General features: G+C 63.3%; 14 protein-coding genes and 1 pseudogene. 4 read left to right on the forward strand and 11 right to left on the reverse strand.

Annotated features, from left to right (window positions below):
* Nucleotide 1 precedes the first annotated feature (1 nt).
* The 6 genes from hutI to hutC form a co-directional block, all read right to left on the reverse strand.
* On the reverse strand, nt 2-1,207 hold the full coding sequence (hutI, locus tag ACEWE8_RS05340) for an imidazolonepropionase (protein ID WP_046785003.1): 1,206 nt from the start codon (nt 1,205-1,207) through the stop codon (nt 2-4).
* A gap of 15 nt (nt 1,208-1,222) precedes the next feature.
* Nucleotides 1,223-2,626 (reverse strand): amino acid permease, encoded by a 1,404-nt coding sequence (locus tag ACEWE8_RS05345; protein ID WP_046785002.1) that lies wholly within the window; start codon nt 2,624-2,626, stop codon nt 1,223-1,225.
* 65 nt (nt 2,627-2,691) lie between these two features.
* Nucleotides 2,692-4,224 carry a histidine ammonia-lyase gene (gene hutH / locus ACEWE8_RS05350; protein WP_046785001.1) on the reverse strand — a complete coding sequence of 511 codons (1,533 nt, stop codon included), beginning with the start codon at nt 4,222-4,224 and terminating at the stop codon, nt 2,692-2,694.
* A gap of 69 nt (nt 4,225-4,293) precedes the next feature.
* Nucleotides 4,294-5,967, reverse strand: coding sequence for a urocanate hydratase (hutU, locus tag ACEWE8_RS05355; protein WP_046785000.1), 1,674 nt, complete (start codon nt 5,965-5,967; stop codon nt 4,294-4,296).
* A gap of 246 nt (nt 5,968-6,213) precedes the next feature.
* Nucleotides 6,214-6,786 carry a HutD family protein gene (locus tag ACEWE8_RS05360; RefSeq protein ID WP_046784999.1) on the reverse strand — a complete coding sequence of 191 codons (573 nt, stop codon included), beginning with the start codon at nt 6,784-6,786 and terminating at the stop codon, nt 6,214-6,216.
* Nucleotides 6,783-7,493 carry a histidine utilization repressor gene (gene hutC, locus ACEWE8_RS05365; protein WP_174141112.1) on the reverse strand — a complete coding sequence of 237 codons (711 nt, stop codon included), beginning with the start codon at nt 7,491-7,493 and terminating at the stop codon, nt 6,783-6,785. The genes ACEWE8_RS05360 and hutC overlap by 4 nt, the downstream gene beginning before the upstream one ends.
* A gap of 143 nt (nt 7,494-7,636) precedes the next feature.
* Here hutC and ACEWE8_RS05370 point away from each other — a divergent pair, with 143 nt between their 5' ends.
* A complete protein-coding gene (locus ACEWE8_RS05370; protein WP_046784998.1) occupies nt 7,637-9,001 on the forward strand; it encodes a formimidoylglutamate deiminase in 1,365 nt (454 codons plus the stop codon).
* Between the two features lie 34 nt (nt 9,002-9,035).
* On the opposite strand, the gene ACEWE8_RS05375 is transcribed toward ACEWE8_RS05370, so the two are convergent.
* Both ACEWE8_RS05375 and bamE read right to left on the reverse strand, forming a co-directional pair.
* Entirely contained in the window at nt 9,036-9,608 is a 573-nt protein-coding gene (locus ACEWE8_RS05375) for a lipocalin family protein (protein ID WP_046784997.1), read from the reverse strand.
* Nucleotides 9,605-9,859 carry an outer membrane protein assembly factor BamE gene (gene bamE, locus ACEWE8_RS05380; protein ID WP_012312368.1) on the reverse strand — a complete coding sequence of 85 codons (255 nt, stop codon included), beginning with the start codon at nt 9,857-9,859 and terminating at the stop codon, nt 9,605-9,607. The genes ACEWE8_RS05375 and bamE overlap by 4 nt, the downstream gene beginning before the upstream one ends.
* Before the next feature lie 223 nt (nt 9,860-10,082).
* On the opposite strand from bamE, the pseudogene ACEWE8_RS05385 reads away from it, so the two are divergent.
* Nucleotides 10,083-11,120: pseudogene (locus ACEWE8_RS05385) on the forward strand (cache domain-containing protein); the annotation flags it as partial.
* Nucleotides 11,121-11,249: 129 nt separating this feature from the next.
* Nucleotides 11,250-11,975 (forward strand): methyl-accepting chemotaxis protein, encoded by a 726-nt coding sequence (locus ACEWE8_RS05390; protein ID WP_371926628.1) that lies wholly within the window; start codon nt 11,250-11,252, stop codon nt 11,973-11,975.
* 35 nt (nt 11,976-12,010) lie between these two features.
* Here ACEWE8_RS05390 and ACEWE8_RS05395 read toward each other — a convergent pair whose 3' ends face one another.
* The 3 genes from ACEWE8_RS05395 to ACEWE8_RS05405 form a co-directional block, all read right to left on the reverse strand.
* A complete protein-coding gene (locus ACEWE8_RS05395) occupies nt 12,011-12,607 on the reverse strand; it encodes a DUF924 family protein (protein WP_012312366.1) in 597 nt (198 codons plus the stop codon).
* Between the two features lie 3 nt (nt 12,608-12,610).
* The gene (locus ACEWE8_RS05400) at nt 12,611-13,621 is read right to left on the reverse strand and encodes a class 1 fructose-bisphosphatase (RefSeq protein WP_012312365.1); all 1,011 of its coding nucleotides are present in this window, start codon (nt 13,619-13,621) and stop codon (nt 12,611-12,613) included.
* A gap of 165 nt (nt 13,622-13,786) precedes the next feature.
* A complete protein-coding gene (locus ACEWE8_RS05405; protein WP_177010380.1) occupies nt 13,787-16,237 on the reverse strand; it encodes a glycogen/starch/alpha-glucan phosphorylase in 2,451 nt (816 codons plus the stop codon).
* Nucleotides 16,238-16,423: 186 nt separating this feature from the next.
* Here ACEWE8_RS05405 and ACEWE8_RS05410 point away from each other — a divergent pair, with 186 nt between their 5' ends.
* The gene (locus ACEWE8_RS05410) at nt 16,424-16,828 is read left to right on the forward strand and encodes a YkgJ family cysteine cluster protein (protein WP_046784994.1); all 405 of its coding nucleotides are present in this window, start codon (nt 16,424-16,426) and stop codon (nt 16,826-16,828) included.
* Nucleotides 16,829-16,947: the final 119 nt, after the last annotated feature.

A 16,947-nucleotide genomic window follows, 5' to 3' on the forward strand; every position in this document is an offset into this window, starting at 1 on the left:
CTCAGTGGGATATTTCATGGCCTTTGCGCACCACGCGCTTGGGCAGGTCGCCGCCCAGCCAATAGGCCAGGTCGGCGGGGCGCTCGATCTGCCAGGCGACAAAGTCCGCCACCTTGCCGACTTCCAGCGAACCATGGGTGTCGCCCATGCCCAGCGCCGTGGCGGCATGGATGGTAACGCCAGCCAGGGCTTCTTCCGGCGTCATGCGAAACAGCGTGCACCCCATGTTCAGCATCAGCCGCAGCGACAGACCTGGCGATGTGCCAGGATTGAGGTCGCTGGCAAGGGCAATCCTCACGCCGTGGCGGCGCAAGGCGTCCATTGGAGGCAGTTGGGTTTCGCGCAGGAAGTAGAACGCGCCGGGCAGCAGCACGGCGACAGTGCCAGCCTCGGCCATGGCCACGGCGTCTTCCTCGGTCATGAATTCCAGGTGGTCGGCCGACAGCGCCTGGTAGCGCGCTGCCAGGCTGGAGCCGTGCAGCGACGAGAGCTGCTCGGCGTGCAGCTTGACCGGCAAGCCCAGTTCGCGGGCCTTGATGAACACCCGCTCGACCTGCGCCGGGGAAAACGCCAGGTGCTCGCAAAACGCGTCCACAGCGTCCACCAACCCCTCGGCGGCGAGTGCAGGCAGCATCTGGTCGCAGATATGCGCAATGTAGTCGTCGGCGCGACCGGCATATTCCGGCGGCAAGGCGTGGGCGGCCAGGCAGGTAGCGCGCACAGCAACCGGCAATTCGTCGGCCAGGCGCCTGGCCACACGCAGCATCTTGCGCTCGTTGGCCAGGTCCAGGCCGTAGCCGGACTTGATTTCGATTGTGGTTACACCATCGCGCATCAGCGCCTGTACCCGCTGGCGGGCACTGGCGAACAGCTCATCCTCGCTGGCCGCACGGGTGGCCCGCACGGTACTGGCTATGCCCCCGCCTTGCGCAGCGATTTGGGCATAACTCACACCCTGCAGGCGCTGCTCGAACTCGCCACTGCGGTTGCCACCGAACACGGCGTGGGTGTGGCAGTCGATCAGCCCGGGGGTGACCCAGGCATTGCCCAGGTCAACCGTACGTTGCGCCTCGACCGGCCGCATTTCGCTACGTGGGCCGAGCCATTCGATCACGCCGCCGCTGGTAACGATCGCTGCGTCCTCGATGATCGAGTAACGGCCGTCCACCATGGTTGCCACATGGCAGTGCTGCCAGAGGGTTCTCATATGCAATCTCCTGAACTAGCGATGCAGCTCGGCCGCTGCCCGGGCCACCTCGCCCTGCCCTGCTCGCGGCTTGCACCACAACAGGTAGGACGCAACCAGGAACACCACCCAGATCACACCGACAAGCAACGCTGCCTGTGTATCGGGGAAGTAACCGAGCACGCCAAAGATGAACACCATGAACGCAATGGCCATGGCCGGGCCGTAGGGCCAGAACGGTACCGGGAACTTGAGCCGGGCCGCTTCCTCGCGGCTCATGCTGCGGCGCATGGCAACCTGGGTAACCAGGATCATCAACCACACCCACACGGTGGCGAACGTGGCGATGGACGCGATCAGCAGAAACACGTTCTCGGGGATCAGGTAGTTGAGCACCACGCCAATCAACAGCGCAGCCCCCATCACCACCACGGTCATCCACGGCACTCCGTGCCTGGACAGCTGGCTGAAGCCGCGTGGCGCATGGCCTTGCTGGGCCAGGCCGTACATCATGCGACCCGCGCCGAAGATGTCACTGTTGATGGCAGAAACCGCAGCGGAAATCACCACGACGTTGAGCACTGCCGCCGCCGATCCGATGCCCAGGTTGCTGAATATCTGCACGAAGGGGCTACCTTCGCTGCCGATCTGCGGCCACGGGTAAAGGCACATCAGCACGAACAGGGTCAGTACGTAGAACAGCAGGATACGCAACGGCACGGCATTGATGGCCCTGGGGATGACCCGTTGCGGGTCCTTGGCCTCACCGGCAGTGACGCCGATGATTTCGATGCCGCCGAAGGCGAACATGACCACCGCGAAGGACGCGATCAAGCCGCCGACGCCATTGGGCATGAAGCCGCCGTGCTCGACCAGGTTGCTCAAACCGACCGCATGCCCGGTGCCAACCTGGCTGAAGCCGAAGGCCATGATGCCAAAGCCGGCGAGGATCATCGCGACGATGGCACCGACCTTGAGCAGCGACAGCCAGAACTCCATCTCGCCGAACACCTTGACGTTGCACAGGTTCAGGCCACCGATCAGGAAGACGATGCCCAGCACCCAGATCCAGCGGGCCACTTCAGGAAACCAGAAGCCCATGTAGATACCAAAGGCGGTGACATCGGCGATGGCGACGATGACCATTTCGAAGGCGTAGGTCCAACCGAGGATGAAGCCGGCCATGGGGCCGAGGTAGGTGGTGGCGTAATGGCCGAAGGAGCCGGCGACCGGGTTGTGCACGGCCATCTCGCCGAGGGCGCGCATGACCATGAACACGGCGGCGCCGCCAATCAGGTAGGCCAGCAGCACGGCCGGCCCGGCCATCTGGATGGCAGAGGCCGAACCGTAGAAAAGCCCGGTACCGATTTCGGAACCGAGCGCCATGAAACGGATGTGGCGGGCCGATAGCCCACGCTTGAGACCTTGAGCTTGTTGCATGTCACGTCCTGATCTTGTTTTTGTGGTCGTGAGATCGAATGGGCCGCATGGCGGCCCCAAGGGCATCACAGGCTGGGCAGAACGCCTGCCGGCAGCAGGCCGGTCAGGCTGCCCTTGGCCAACAGCTCGACGGCCTTTTCGATATCCGGCGCAAAGAAACGGTCACGGTCGTAGTGCGGCACTTCGCTGCGCAGCGCTTGGCGCGCCTGCTCCAGCTTGGCCGAGGTCTTGAGCCCCTTGCGCAGGTCCAACCCCTGGCAGGCGCCCAGCCATTCGATGGCCAGCACGCCGCGGGTGTTCTCGGCCATTTCCCACAGGCGCTTGCCCGCAGCCGGGGCCATCGACACGTGGTCTTCCTGGTTGGCCGAGGTGGGCAGGCTGTCGACGCTGTGGGGGTGCGACAGGGCCTTGTTCTCGCTGGCCAGGGCCGCAGCCGTGACCTGAGCGATCATGAAGCCGGAGTTGACCCCACCGTTTTCCACCAGGAACGGCGGCAGCTGCGACATGTGCTTGTCCATCATCAGCGAAATGCGGCGCTCGCTCAGCGAACCGATTTCGGCGATGGCCAGGGCCAGGTTGTCAGCGGCCATGGCTACAGGCTCTGCGTGGAAGTTGCCACCCGAGATCACATCGCCCTCGGCAGCGAACACCAGCGGGTTGTCCGACACCGCGTTGGCCTCGATGCCGAGCACTTCGGCGGCCTGGCGCAACTGGGTGAGGCAGGCGCCCATGACCTGCGGCTGGCAACGCAGCGAGTACGGGTCCTGAACCTTGTCGCAGTTCTTGTGCGATTGGGAAATCTCGCTGGTATCACCCAGCAGGTCGCGGAAACAGGCGGCGGTATCGATCTGGCCCCGCTGGCCACGCACGGCATGCACCCGTGCATCGAATGGCGCACGCGAGCCCAGTGCCGCTTCCACGGTCAGACCACCGCAGGCGATGGCGGCGGCGTACAGGTCTTCGGCGTAGAACAGGCCGCGCAAGGCGTAAGCCGAGGACGCCTGGGTGCCATTGAGCAGCGCCAGGCCCTCTTTGGCGGCCAGGGTCAGTGGCTCCAGGCCAGCGACGGCCAGGGCTTCAGTGGCCGACAGCCACTGGCCCTTGTACCGTGCCTTGCCTTCGCCGAGCAGCACCAGCGACATGTGCGCCAGCGGTGCCAGGTCGCCGGAGGCGCCGACAGAGCCTTTGAGTGGTATATGCGGATAGACTTCGGCGTTGACCAAGGCGATCAGCGCATCGATCACCTTGCGCCGGATGCCGGAGAAACCACGGCTGAGGCTGTTTATCTTGAGCACCATGATCAGCCGCACCAGGTCGTCGTCCAGCGGCGCGCCGATACCGGCGGCGTGGGACAGCACCAGCGAGCGCTGCAGGTTTTCCAGGTCATGGCTGGCAATACGGGTCGAAGCCAGCAGGCCGAAGCCGGTGTTGATACCGTAGGCGGTGCGGTCTTCGGCAAGGATCTGTTCGACGCAGGCGACGCTGTCGTTGATCGGCTGATCGGCGCTGGCGTCCAGGCGCAGGCGCACGGGTGCGGCGTGGATTGCGCGCAGCTGGGCCAGGGTCAGGGTGCCAGGCTTGAGGGTCAGTTCGGTCACTTCGCTACTCCATTCTGTCAGGGCCCGCAGGCCCTTTCTTGTTGTTCAGTATCGGTCAAAGTGCAGCGATCAGCCTGTGATCATTGGCAGGTCGAGGCCTTGTTCCTTGGCGCAGTCCACGGCGATGTCGTAGCCGGCGTCGGCGTGGCGCATGACACCGGTGCCCGGGTCGTTGGTCAGCACGCGGGCGATGCGTGCCGCGGCTTCATCGGTACCATCGCAGACGATGACCATGCCCGAGTGCTGCGAGAAGCCCATGCCTACCCCCCCACCGTGGTGCAGCGAAACCCAGGTAGCGCCGCTGGCAGTGTTGAGCAAGGCGTTGAGCAGCGGCCAGTCGGAGACGGCGTCAGAACCGTCACGCATCGATTCGGTTTCACGGTTGGGGCTCGATACGGAGCCTGAGTCCAGGTGGTCACGGCCGATGACGATCGGCGCCGACAGCTCGCCGCTGCGTACCATTTCGTTGAAGGCCAGGCCCAGCTTGGCGCGAAGGCCCAGGCCAACCCAGCAGATGCGCGCTGGCAGGCCCTGGAAGCTGATGCGCTCACGGGCCATGTCCAGCCAGCGGTGCAAGTGGGCGTCGTCGGGGATCAGTTCCTTGACCTTGGCGTCGGTCTTGTAGATATCCTCGGCTTCGCCGGACAGCGCAGCCCAGCGGAACGGCCCCACACCGCGGCAGAACAGCGGGCGGATGTATGCCGGTACGAAGCCTGGGAAATCGAACGCGTTGGCTACGCCCTCTTCCTTGGCCATCTGGCGGATGTTGTTACCGTAGTCGAAGGTCGGAATGCCCTGCTTCTGGAAGTCGAGCATGGCTTGTACGTGCACGGCCATGGACTGCTTGGCAGCCTTGACCACGGCAGCCGGCTCGGTCTGCGCGCGGTCACGGTACTGCTCCCAGGTCCAGCCGGCCGGCAGGTAGCCGTTGAGCGGGTCGTGGGCGCTGGTCTGGTCGGTGACCATGTCCGGGCGCACGCCACGCTTGACCAGCTCCGGCAGGACTTCTGCGGCGTTGCCATGCAGGGCAATGGAGATGGCCTTGCCTTCGGCGGTGTACTTGGCGATGCGCGCCAGGGCGTCATCGAGGTCTTTGGCCTGCTCGTCGACGTAGCGGGTTTGGAGGCGGAAATCGATACGGCTCTGCTGGCATTCGATGTTCAGCGAGCAGGCGCCGGCCAAGGTCGCGGCCAGGGGCTGGGCGCCGCCCATGCCGCCGAGGCCTGCAGTCAGTACCCACTTGCCTTTGAGGCTGCCACCGTAGTGCTGGCGGCCGGCCTCGACGAAGGTTTCATAGGTGCCTTGGACGATGCCTTGGCTGCCGATGTAGATCCAGCTGCCGGCGGTCATCTGGCCGTACATGGCCAGGCCCTTGGCGTCCAGTTCGTTGAAGTGTTCCCAGTTGGCCCAGTGCGGCACCAGGTTGGAGTTGGCGATCAGAACGCGTGGAGCGTTGCTGTGGGTTTTGAATACCCCGACCGGTTTGCCCGACTGCACCAGCAAGGTTTCGTCATCTTCCAGGCGGGTCAGGGTTTCGACGATCTTGTCGTAGCAGGCCCAGTTGCGGGCGGCGCGACCGATACCACCGTAAACCACCAGTTCCTTGGGGTTTTCCGCGACCTGCGGGTCGAGGTTGTTCATCAGCATGCGCAGTGGCGCTTCGGTCAGCCAGCTTTTGGCGGTCAGCGTGTTGCCACGTGGGGCACGGATTTCAACGTCACGGTATTTATTGTTGTCGGTCACGGGAAGGGTCCTCTGCGGTCGTCCGCGGGCAGGTGTGTCGTGTTGGATATACAAACACACCTTTACTTGTATGTACAAGCATGGACAACCAAAATAGTGGGACCGCTTTTGAACAGCCTGGAGAAAACCGGGGCCGCTGCGCGGCCCTTTCGCGACACAAGGCTGAGCTGCGCCCGTCTGGGCAAACGCGATCTGTGCAGGAGCGGCCTTGTGTCGCGAAAGGGCTGCACAGCAGCCTCAGCCAGCTCAGGTTGGAATCAGCTCGATCAGGCAGAACCGCCCCTGAACCTGCAACTCCAGCAGCGTGTCGTTCCCCTCGAGCCGCAGGCAGTCATACAAGCCCAGCCGCTCCAAACCATGCCCGGCCAACTGCACCTCAACCTGGTTACTGCCCGAAAACAGCAGCACAGTCGACGCCGAACTGAACAACCGGCTGGTACCATCGAACCACTGCAAGCGCGCGCGATAGCGCTGCGGCGAGTAGATCAGGTTGAAATCACGAATCCTCTCACCCAGCAGCTTGCAACTGACCTGGCTCTCGCCAGCGAAAGCGAAGGCGTCGAACGGTAACAGCGGCCGGCTGGCCTGCCCGTCGACCAGCAGGCGCATGCCATCCCCCTGCAAGACCGTGATGATCCGCTGGTAGCCCGCAAACATCGAGAAACCACCAGACGCTTCGATATCCGCAATCGACAGGCGCCAGCCGAACCCCTCCAGGCCCTCGCCACTGTCGCGGGTGATTTCCTCGGTGAAGCCGCCGCCGTTCTTCCACGGCATCCGCGGGTAGTCCTGCGCACGCAACAACTGCAACGGGTTCATTTACTGAAACGTCCTTCCAGGCGATGACGGGAGCCGGGGTGGATCAACCGCGCGGCCGTCACCGGCTGGCGACCGGACCAGGTACGGCGGCGAATCAGCAGGCAAGGCTCGCCCCGCTCGATCTGCAGCAGTTGGCACTCGTGGGGCTCGGCCAGGATCGCCTCGACCACGTGCTCACCCTCGGTCAGCGGTGCGACCTGGGACAAGTAGGCGTAAGGCGTCTGCCGAGTGAAATCCTGCTTGAGGTAGTCGGGCGCGATCGCCGCGTTGACGTAGCGGTCCTCGATTTGCACCGGGATGCCGTTTTCGTAATGCACGATAAGCGAATGGAACACCCGCTGGCCTTCGCGCATGTCCAGAGCCAGAGCGCGCTCGGAACCGGCCGCTTCTTCAGCAAGGGTGATCACCTGGCAGCTATGCTGGTGGCCACGCGCGGCAATCTCGTCGGCGATGTTGTTGACTTCGAACAACGCCGAGCGGCTCTTGGGTTCGGCCACGAATGTCCCTACCCCCTGCATGCGCACCAGCAGGCCTTCGGCAGTGAGCTCACGCAGGGCGCGGTTGATGGTCATGCGGCTGAATCCCAGCTGGCTGACCAGTTCGCTCTCCGAAGGGACCCGGTGATGGGGCGGCCAGCTGCCGTTGTCGATCTGCTGGATGATCATCTGTTTGACCCGCGCGTACAGCGGCGCCGGGCCCTCGCCCATCTGGGCAACCAGCGCGGAGACAGGAGGTGTCGGCACGGCGTTGGATCCTTGTGCGATTGAATGGGCGGTAGCTTGCCGCAGTTTACCCGGCAGGCAAACAACTGTATATGTATATACAAGTCAGCCATAACAGGATTTCACAGATGTCCGCCTACTTCGCCGAATGCGCCCTGCTGCCCGATGGTTGGGCCAGCGATGTCCGAATCGAGGTCGCCAGCGATGGCACAATGACCCATATCGACTCCGGCGCTTCGGCCGACGGCGCCGAACGGCTGGCCGGGCCACTTCTGCCCGGCATGCCCAACCTGCACTCGCATGCCTTTCAACGCGCAATGGCCGGCCTGGCAGAAGTGGCGGGCAACCCCAACGACAGTTTCTGGACCTGGCGCGAACTGATGTATCGCCTGGTCGGCAAGATCACCCCGGAACAACTGCAGGTCATCGCCCGCCAGCTGTACATCGAGATGCTCAAGGCCGGCTACACCTCGGTGGCCGAGTTCCACTACGTGCACCATGACCAGGCGGGCAAGGCCTATGCCGACCCAGCCGAGCTGTCCCGCCGCATCAGCGCGGCGGCGGCCAGCAGCGGTATCGGCCTGACCCTGCTGCCGGTGCTGTACAGCCATGCCGGCTTCGGTGGCCAGCCACCCAACGAGGGGCAGCGGCGCTTCATCAATTCCACCGAGCAGTACCTGCAACTGCACGCACAACTCGCTGCGACAATCGCCGCACAACCCGCGCAGCAGGTGGGTTTGTGCTTCCACTCGCTGCGGGCGGTCACGCCGGCGCAGATTGCCCAGGTATTGGCAGCGGGCAATCAGCAATGTCCGATCCATATTCATATCGCCGAGCAACAGAAGGAAGTGGACGACTGCCTGGCCTGGAGCGGCCTGCGCCCGTTGCAGTGGCTGTATGAGCATGTGCAGGTGGATGCGCGCTGGTGCCTGGTGCATGCCACCCACGCGCAGGCTGACGAAGTGGCGGCCATGGCCGGCAGTGGCGCGGTGGCCGGTTTGTGCCTGACCACCGAAGCCAACCTGGGTGACGGGATTTTCCCGGCAGTGGACTACCTGAGCCAGGGTGGCCGGATAGGTATCGGCTCTGACAGCCATGTATCGCTGAGCGTGGTCGAAGAGCTGCGTTGGCTCGAGTATGGCCAGCGCCTTCGTGACCAGCGGCGCAACCGGCTTTATCGCGAAGATCAGCCGATGGTTGGCCGCACCCTGTATGACGCGGCACTGATGGGTGGGGCTCAGGCATTGGGGCAGCCCGTGGGTGAGCTGGCCGTGGGCAAACGTGCCGACTGGCTGGTGCTGGATGGGCAAGACCCGTATATCGCCACGGCCGACGAAGATGCAATTCTCAACCGCTGGCTGTTTGCCGGAAGCGACCGGCAGGTACGCGATGTGATGGTCAACGGGCAGTGGGTGGTGCGCCAGGGGCGCCACGGGCAAGAAGAGGAAAGCGCTCGGGCGTATGTCGAGGTGTTGCGACAGTTATTGGGCTGACGACAAAAGGGCCGCAAAGCGGCCCCCTACGGTCTCAATGCATCTGCACGATCTGCTTGTCCGCCATGCGCCAGATCAAGCGGCTGGTGTCGTAGCCCTGCTGACGGGCCTTGGCCAGCAGGCTCTCGCGCTCCCATGCCGGCAGGGTCGGCGTACGCGACAGTATCCACAGGTACTTGCGGTCGGGGCTGCCGACAATGGCCGTGCGGTAGTGGTCGTCCACGTACAGGATCCAGTATTCGCCCTTGGTCAGGCCCGGTACCAGGCGGGTGAACCAGTTGTCGAACTCAACCCACAACCTGTCGGTATGCCCCGGCTGCTGGATGTTGGCATGCCCCTCGGCGCGCAGCCATTCGTCACCCATGGTGCGGCAGCGGCTCAGCACCCCGTACGAACCATCAGGCTTGAGGTTGTAATGCGCCTCGGACTGGGCGCATTCGCTCTGGTAAGGCATGGGCAAGCGCGCCAGCTCGTACCATTTGCCCTGGTAGCGCTTGAGGTCGATATCGCCGGCGGTCTTGGGTGCCAACGGGTCGTTGGCCGACGTGGCGCAGCCACCCAGCAGCATCACCAGGCACAACCCCAGCAGCAGGTGCAGACGCGTCATTTGAGGCCCTGCCCTGAATACATCAGTACTTTGTCAGCCGCATACTGCACGCTGATGAAGCTCTTTTCGTCCCCCCAGGTACAGCTGCTCATGCCCAGTGCGCCGGAGCACTCGGTGGGCGTGCCGAGCAGTTGCTCGACCTCGGCCTTGTTCATGCCGGCCTTGAGCTTGGAATAGTTTTCCTGATTGATCTTGCTGCACGCAGTCAGGATGACGCACAGGGACAACAGGGCGAGGGAACGCAACGACATGAAGGAACACTCCTGAAAGGTGGATGCAGGCGAGAGGCCTGCAGGGACCTTCGACGGGAAAAACGGTCCCTGGTTCCCTGGCAGGCCTTTTTCGTTCTACACCGTTGGTCGGCAGGCGCTGCGCAAACGATTAATGTTTTGCCGTGCCGAGTCGACACAGCGGGCACGCTGTGACGCGTGATCGCAGCCCTCCTCCGCCTTGCCTTGTGCAGACCACAAAAAAATGACCAAGAATCTCAAGTTCAGCCACAAGATCCTGCTGGCCGCCGCCCTGGTGGTGGCTGTCGCCTTTACCTGTTTCGTGCTGTTCAACGACTACCGCCAGCGCCAGTCCCTGCGCAGCGATACACAGACCAACCTGCAGGACCTCGGCCGCCTCACTGCAGGCAACATCCGCACCTGGCTCGACAGCCGCAAGCAGTTGCTGGCCTCGCTTGCCCAGCAGATTGCCGTCGATGGGCCGGGCAAGGCCAGCCTCGACCGCAGCCTGGCACTGCCGGTATACGCCAGCAATTTCCAGCTCACCTATTTCGGCGGCCAGGACGGCAGCATGCAGTCGGTGCCGGTCGGCAACCGCGCCGCCGACTATGATCCTCGTGCACGCGGCTGGTACAAGGCAGCCAGCGCAGCCAGCCAGACCATCGTGACCGAACCGTACATTTCGGCTTCTGCCGGCAAGCTGGTCATCACCCTGGCCACTCCGGTGCAACAAGGGGGCCGGCTGATTGGCGTCAGCGGCGTGGACACCGACCTGCAAACCATCAGCAATCTGATCAACACGCTCGACTTCGATGGCCACGGCCACGCCTTCATCGTCAACGGCGAAGGCAAGATCCTGATCCACCCCAAGGCCGATCTGGCGCTCAAGACCTTGGCAGATGTCTACCCAGGCAACACGCCGCACATCAGCAGCGGCCTCAAGGAAGTCGAGCTGGATGGGCGCAAGCAGTTCATCAGTTTCACCCACGTCGACGGCGTGCCTTCAGCGGACTGGTACGTGGCCCTCGTGGTCGACCAGGACGCGGCATTCGCCATGCTCAGCGAGCTGCGTACCTCGGCCATCGTCGCGACGCTGATCGCGATACTGGTCATCATCGCCCTGCTCAGCCTGCTGATCCGCGTATTGATGGAGCCCTTGCACCTGATGGGTCGCGCCATGCATGACATTGCCGAAGGCGAAGGTGACCTGACCCGGCGCGTGGCCATCCACGCGCAGGACGAGTTCGGCAGCCTTGGCCAGTCGTTCAACCGTTTCGTCGAGCGTATTCACGAGTCGATCCGCGAAGTGGCCTCGGCCACTGGCCAAGTCAATGCGGTGGCCACGCAGGTGGTGAGCGCCTCGAATGCCTCGATCCACAATGCCGACCAGCAGTCCAGCCGCACCAACAGCGTGGCCGCGGCCATCAACCAGCTGGGTGCCGCAGCCCAGGAGATCGCCCAGAACGCAGCGCTGGCTTCGCAACACTCCAGTGAGGCACGCGGCCTGGCCGAAGATGGCCAGCAGGTGGTCGGGCGCACCATCGATGTGATGAACCAGCTGTCGGCGCGCATCAGCGATTCATGCGGCAACATCGAAACGCTCAATGCCCACACCGCCAACATCGGCCAGATTCTCGATGTGATCAGCGGCATTTCCCAGCAGACCAACCTGCTGGCCCTGAATGCCGCGATCGAGGCGGCTCGTGCCGGTGAAGCCGGGCGCGGTTTTGCCGTGGTCGCCGACGAAGTCCGCAACCTGGCGCACCGCACTCAGGAGTCGGCGCAGCAGGTCCAGCGCCTGATCGAGGAATTGCAGGCCGGTGCCCAGATGGCCGTCAGCACCATGAACCAGAGCCGTGAGCACAGCGACCAGAGCGTCGGGATTGCCAACCAGGCCGGTGAGCGCCTGGGCAGCGTGACCCAGCGTATTGGCGAAATCGATGGCATGAACCAGTCAGTGGCTACCGCTACCGAGGAGCAGACGGCGGTGGTCGAGTCGATCAATGTCGACATCACCGAGATCAATACGCTGAACCAGGAAGGAGTGCAGAACCTGCAGAGCACCTTGCGTGCCTGCACCGACCTTGAACACCAGGTCGAACGGTTGAAGCACCTGGTAGGGAGTTTCAGGATCTGAAACGAACGGGGCCGCTTTGCGGCCCCATTCATCACTCAAAACCTGGAGCCAGGCTCCAGCAAAAAGTCCATCTCTTCACTGGTGCTCGGCCGCTCCAGCAACAGATTGCGATGCGGGAAGCGCCCGAACCGGGCAATCACCCGCTGGTGCTGCTCGGCATAGTCGAGGAACCCTTCGAACAACCGACGGTTGGCCTCGGGCTGCTCATCCAGCAGCACCTGGTACCGCTCAACGCACAGGTTCTGCCAGTCCAGCACCTCGGCATGCTCCAACACCAGCAGCACGAATACCCGCTGGATCGGCAGCAGCTGGTAATCCCAGCCTTTCTGCAGCCCCTGCATGGCCACCACCTGGGCACGCCGGTCGCCCTCGAAAGCGCGCGGCGTGTCGCGGTAGATCATGCGCGGCAGCTGGTCCAGCAGTATCAACAGGCCGAGCCAGCCCTGAGGGCTTTGCTGCCACTCCTCGAGCCCGCCCGCCAGGGCATGCTCGACGAGCTCGCCAAACAGCGCCTGGGCTTCGGCGTCGTGATGCTTGCCGAACCACAGCGTGCTCTTCTCGTCAGCCACGGCCTGGGGACTGGTGCCCCAACCGAACCACCACTCCAGCAACGGCTGCCAAGGTGCGAGCATGATTTACTCCTTGTGATAGGCGGTGACGCGCTCGACCTCTTCCTTCGAGCCGAGAATCACCGATACACGCTGGTGCAGGCTCTCTGGCTTGATGTCGAGGATGCGTTCGTAACCGTTGGTGGAAGCGCCGCCGGCCTGCTCGATGATGAACGACATCGGGTTGGCTTCGTACATCAGGCGCAGCTTGCCCGGCTTGCTCGGCTCGCGGGCGTCGCGCGGGTACATGAACAGACCGCCACGGGTCAGGATACGGTGCACGTCGGCCACCATCGAGGCGATCCAGCGCATGTTGTAGTTCTTTTTCAGCGGCCCGGTCTCACCGGCCAGCAGCTCGCCCACGTAGCGCTGGACCGGGGCTTCCCAGTGGCGCTGGTTGGACATGTTGATGGCGAACTCGGCGGTGGTTGCCGGGACCTGGATGTTTTCGTGGGTCAGGACGAAGCTGCCCAGCTCACGGTCCAGGGTGAAGCCCTTGACGCCGTTGCCCAGGGTCAGGATCAGCATGGTCTGCGGGCCATAGATGGCATAACCGGCGGCGACCTGCTCGGTACCTGGCTGCAGGAAGGCGTTTTCGTTCAGGGTTTCGTTCTGGCTCAGGTATTCGTTAGGGCAACGCAGTACCGAGAAGATGGTGCCGACCGAAACGTTGACGTCGATGTTCGACGAGCCGTCCAGCGGGTCGAAGACCAGCAGGTAGGCACCTTTGGGGTATCGGCCCGGGATCTGGTAGGCGTTGTCCATTTCCTCGGACGCCATGCCGGCCAGGTGGCCGCCCCACTCGTTGGCCTCGAGCAGGATATCGTTGGAAATCACGTCGAGCTTCTTCTGCACTTCGCCCTGCACGTTTTCAGTGCCCATGCTGCCCAGCACGCCGCCAAGGGCGCCCTTGGACACGTGATGGCTGATTTCCTTGCACGCACGCGCCACCACTTCGATCAGGAAGCGCAGATCGGCAGGGGTATTGTTGCTGCGGGTCTGCTCAATCAGATAGCGACTCAAGGTAACGCGGGACATGTATGGCTCCGAAAGGATGGGGGAGAAAAACCCCCGCAGTTTACAGGGAGAGTTCAATGCTAGCGAGTAAAGAGACACGCCTGGGCAGTCAGACGGCACAACAGGTCGGTAGTTCAGCGCTCACCAGGCCGATGGTCAGGTGGGGCCGCTGTGCGGCCCCAAGCCTCAATCCAGCACCTTCCAGATCTCGGTCGCATACTCGCGAATGGTCCGGTCCGAAGAGAACCACCCCATTCGCGCGGTGTTGAGCACCGCCATCCGCCACCACGCCTGCGGCGTATGCCACAACTCCTCCACCCGCCGCTGGGCATCCCAGTAAGCATCGAAGTCGGCACAGACCAGGAAGCGGTCGTAAGCTACCAGCCCGTCGATCAGCCCGGCATAGCGCGACGGATCATCGGGGGAGAACACGCCACTGCGGATCGCCTGCAGCACATCGTTCAAGCGGTGGGAGGCGGCTATCGCGGCCACGGCACCAAAATCACCGTCACGCTTGCGCGCCTCCACCTGCTGCGCGGTCAGGCCGAAAATGAACATGTTGTCGGCACCCACCTGTTCGCACATCTCGACGTTGGCGCCATCGAGGGTACCAATGGTGAGTGCACCATTGAGCCCGAACTTCATGTTGCTGGTGCCCGACGCCTCGTAGCCGGCCGTGGAAATCTGCTCCGACAGGTCCGCCGCCGGGATGATGCTCTCGGCCAGGCTGACGTTGTAGTTGGGCAGGAACACCACCTTTAGCAGGCCGCGCACGGTAGGGTCGTTGTTGACCACCCGGGCGATGTCATTGGCCAGCTTGATGATCAGCTTGGCCTGGTGGTAGCTGGCTGCGGCCTTGCCGGCAAAGATCTTCACCCGCGGCACCCAGTTGGTGCCCGGGTCGTTACGGATGGCCTGATACAGCGCCACGGTGTGCAGCAGATTGAGCAGCTGGCGCTTGTACTCGTGGATGCGCTTGACCTGCACATCGAACAGCGCCTCAGGGTTGACCGTAACGCCCACCCGCTCCTGGATGATGCTGGCCAACGCGCGCTTGCTGTGCAGGCGCTGCGCGGCGAACTGCTTGAGGAAGCCGCCCTTGTCGGCGAACGGCACCAGGTTGGCCAGGCGCCCTTGCGGGTCGTCAAGCAACTCTGGCCCCAGGGCATCCACCAGCATCGCCGTCAACTGCGGGTTGGACTGGTACAGCCAGCGGCGGAAGGTAATGCCGTTGGTCTTGTTGTTGATGCGCTGGGGGTAGAGCTTGTGCAACTCGGAGAACACCGTGCTTTTCATCAGCTTGCTGTGCAGCGCCGATACCCCGTTGACGCTGTGCGAGCCGAGGAACGCAAGGTTGCCCATGCGCACCCGGCGGCCGTTGTCTTCCTCGATCAGCGACACCGCCCGCAGCACGTCGAAGTCATGCTGGCCTTTCGCGCGCAGGGCATCGATATGGTAGGCATTGATCAGGTAGATGATCTGCATGTGCCGCGGCAGCATGCGCTCCATCAGGGCCACCGGCCACGTCTCCAGCGCTTCTGGCAGCAGCGTGTGGTTGGTGTAGGCCAGGGTGCCGACGGTCAGCTCCCAGGCTTTTTCCCACGGGATTTCATGCTGGTCGACCAACAGCCGCATCAATTCGGCCACGGCAATCGACGGGTGCGTGTCGTTGAGCTGGATGGCCGCAGCATCCGGCAGGTTGAGCAAGTCCTTGTGCATGTTCAGGTGGCGTCGCAGCAGGTCCTGCAGCGACGCCGAGACGAAGAAGTATTCCTGGCGCAGGCGCAGTTCCTGCCCCGCTTCTGTGCTATCGGCCGGGTACAGCACCCGCGAGATGCTCTCGGCGCGAGCCACTTCGGCCACCGCGCCAAGGTGGTCACCGGCATTGAAGCGCTCCAGATGCAGCTCTTCCAGTGCCCGCGCACGCCACAGGCGCAAGGTGTTGACGCTGGAGCCCCGCCAGCCGACCACCGGCGTGTCGTAGGCGACCGCCCGTACCGTCTCGCCCGGCCACCACACCTGACGTTGCTGACCATGGGTATCTTGCACCGTTTCGACGCTGCCGCCGAAACTGATCGGGTAGATCACCTCGGCGCGCTCGAACTCCCAAGGGTTGCCGAAATCCAGCCAGTTTTCGGTCTGTTCCTGCTGCCATCCGTCGACCATGGCCTGGCGGAACAGCCCGTGCTCATAGCGGATGCCGTAGCCGTGGGCGGCGATGCCCAGCGTCGACATGCTCTCCATGAAACAGGCGGCCAGACGGCCCAGGCCACCATTGCCCAGTGCGGCGTCCGGTTCCAGCAGGCGGATGCGCTCCAGGTCCACGTCCAACCCCTCCAGCGCATCACGGGCGATGTCCAGCAGGCCAAGGTTGCTCAGGCTGTCGTAGAGCAGGCGCCCGATGAGAAACTCCAGAGAGAGGTAATAGACTCGTTTCTGGCTGCGCCGGTAGGCCTGACGGGTGTGATCCATCCAGTGATCGACCATGTGATCACGGGCAGCCAGGGCAATGGCCTCGAACCAGTCGTGGTCAAAGGCGTGCTCCGGGTCCTTGCCGACCGCGTAGGTCAGCTTGTCCAGTACAGCGGCGCGAAAGTCGGCCACCTCGGCGTCACGTGCTTTGGGTTCCTGGGACATGCGGCATCCTCGGGCAAATTGGCAAAAGCGGTGGGAGAGTGTTGAGACTAGACCCTTCGACAGGGAGTGACAGCCTCGGTTCGCAGTTTTCATGCCGGCTTGGCCAATCCGGCAAAAGGTTGTTCACAAATTGAACAACTCCGGTATGATCGCGCGCCCCAAGACCGTGATCCGCCACCTATAACGATGAAAACGACCCTGATTGCCGCAGCCGAAGTCGACCGCCTGGAAACCTGGCAGCGCTATGCCAGCCACATGTGCGGGGGCTGCCATTCGACCTGCTGCACCCTGCCTGTGGAAGTGAAGATCAAAGACCTGATCCGCATCGGCGTGGTGGATGAGTTCGAAAAGGACGAACCGCCGAAGAACGTGGCCAAACGCCTGCAGAAGGAAGGCATCATCGAACGCTTCAACCAGAAGTCGGGGATCTTCACCCTGACCCGGATGAGCAACGATGATTGCATGTATTTGGACCGCAAGAGCCGGCTGTGCACCATTTATGACAAGCGCCCGGATACTTGCCGGAACCACCCGAAGGTAGGGCCGCGGCCGGGGTATTGCGCTTACAAGCCCAAGGCGGCCACGCGCTGATCATTGGCCTCACCGCCCCAAAATCGTTGCGCAAGGACCTGTGGAAGCCGACTTGCCGGCGATGAGGCCGGTACAGCTGATACAAAAAGCCCAGACAAAAAAAACGCCCCCGGCCTTTG

The organism is Pseudomonas sp. TR47 (assembly GCF_044143025.1).
Lineage (GTDB): Bacteria > Pseudomonadota > Gammaproteobacteria > Pseudomonadales > Pseudomonadaceae > Aquipseudomonas > Aquipseudomonas putida_E.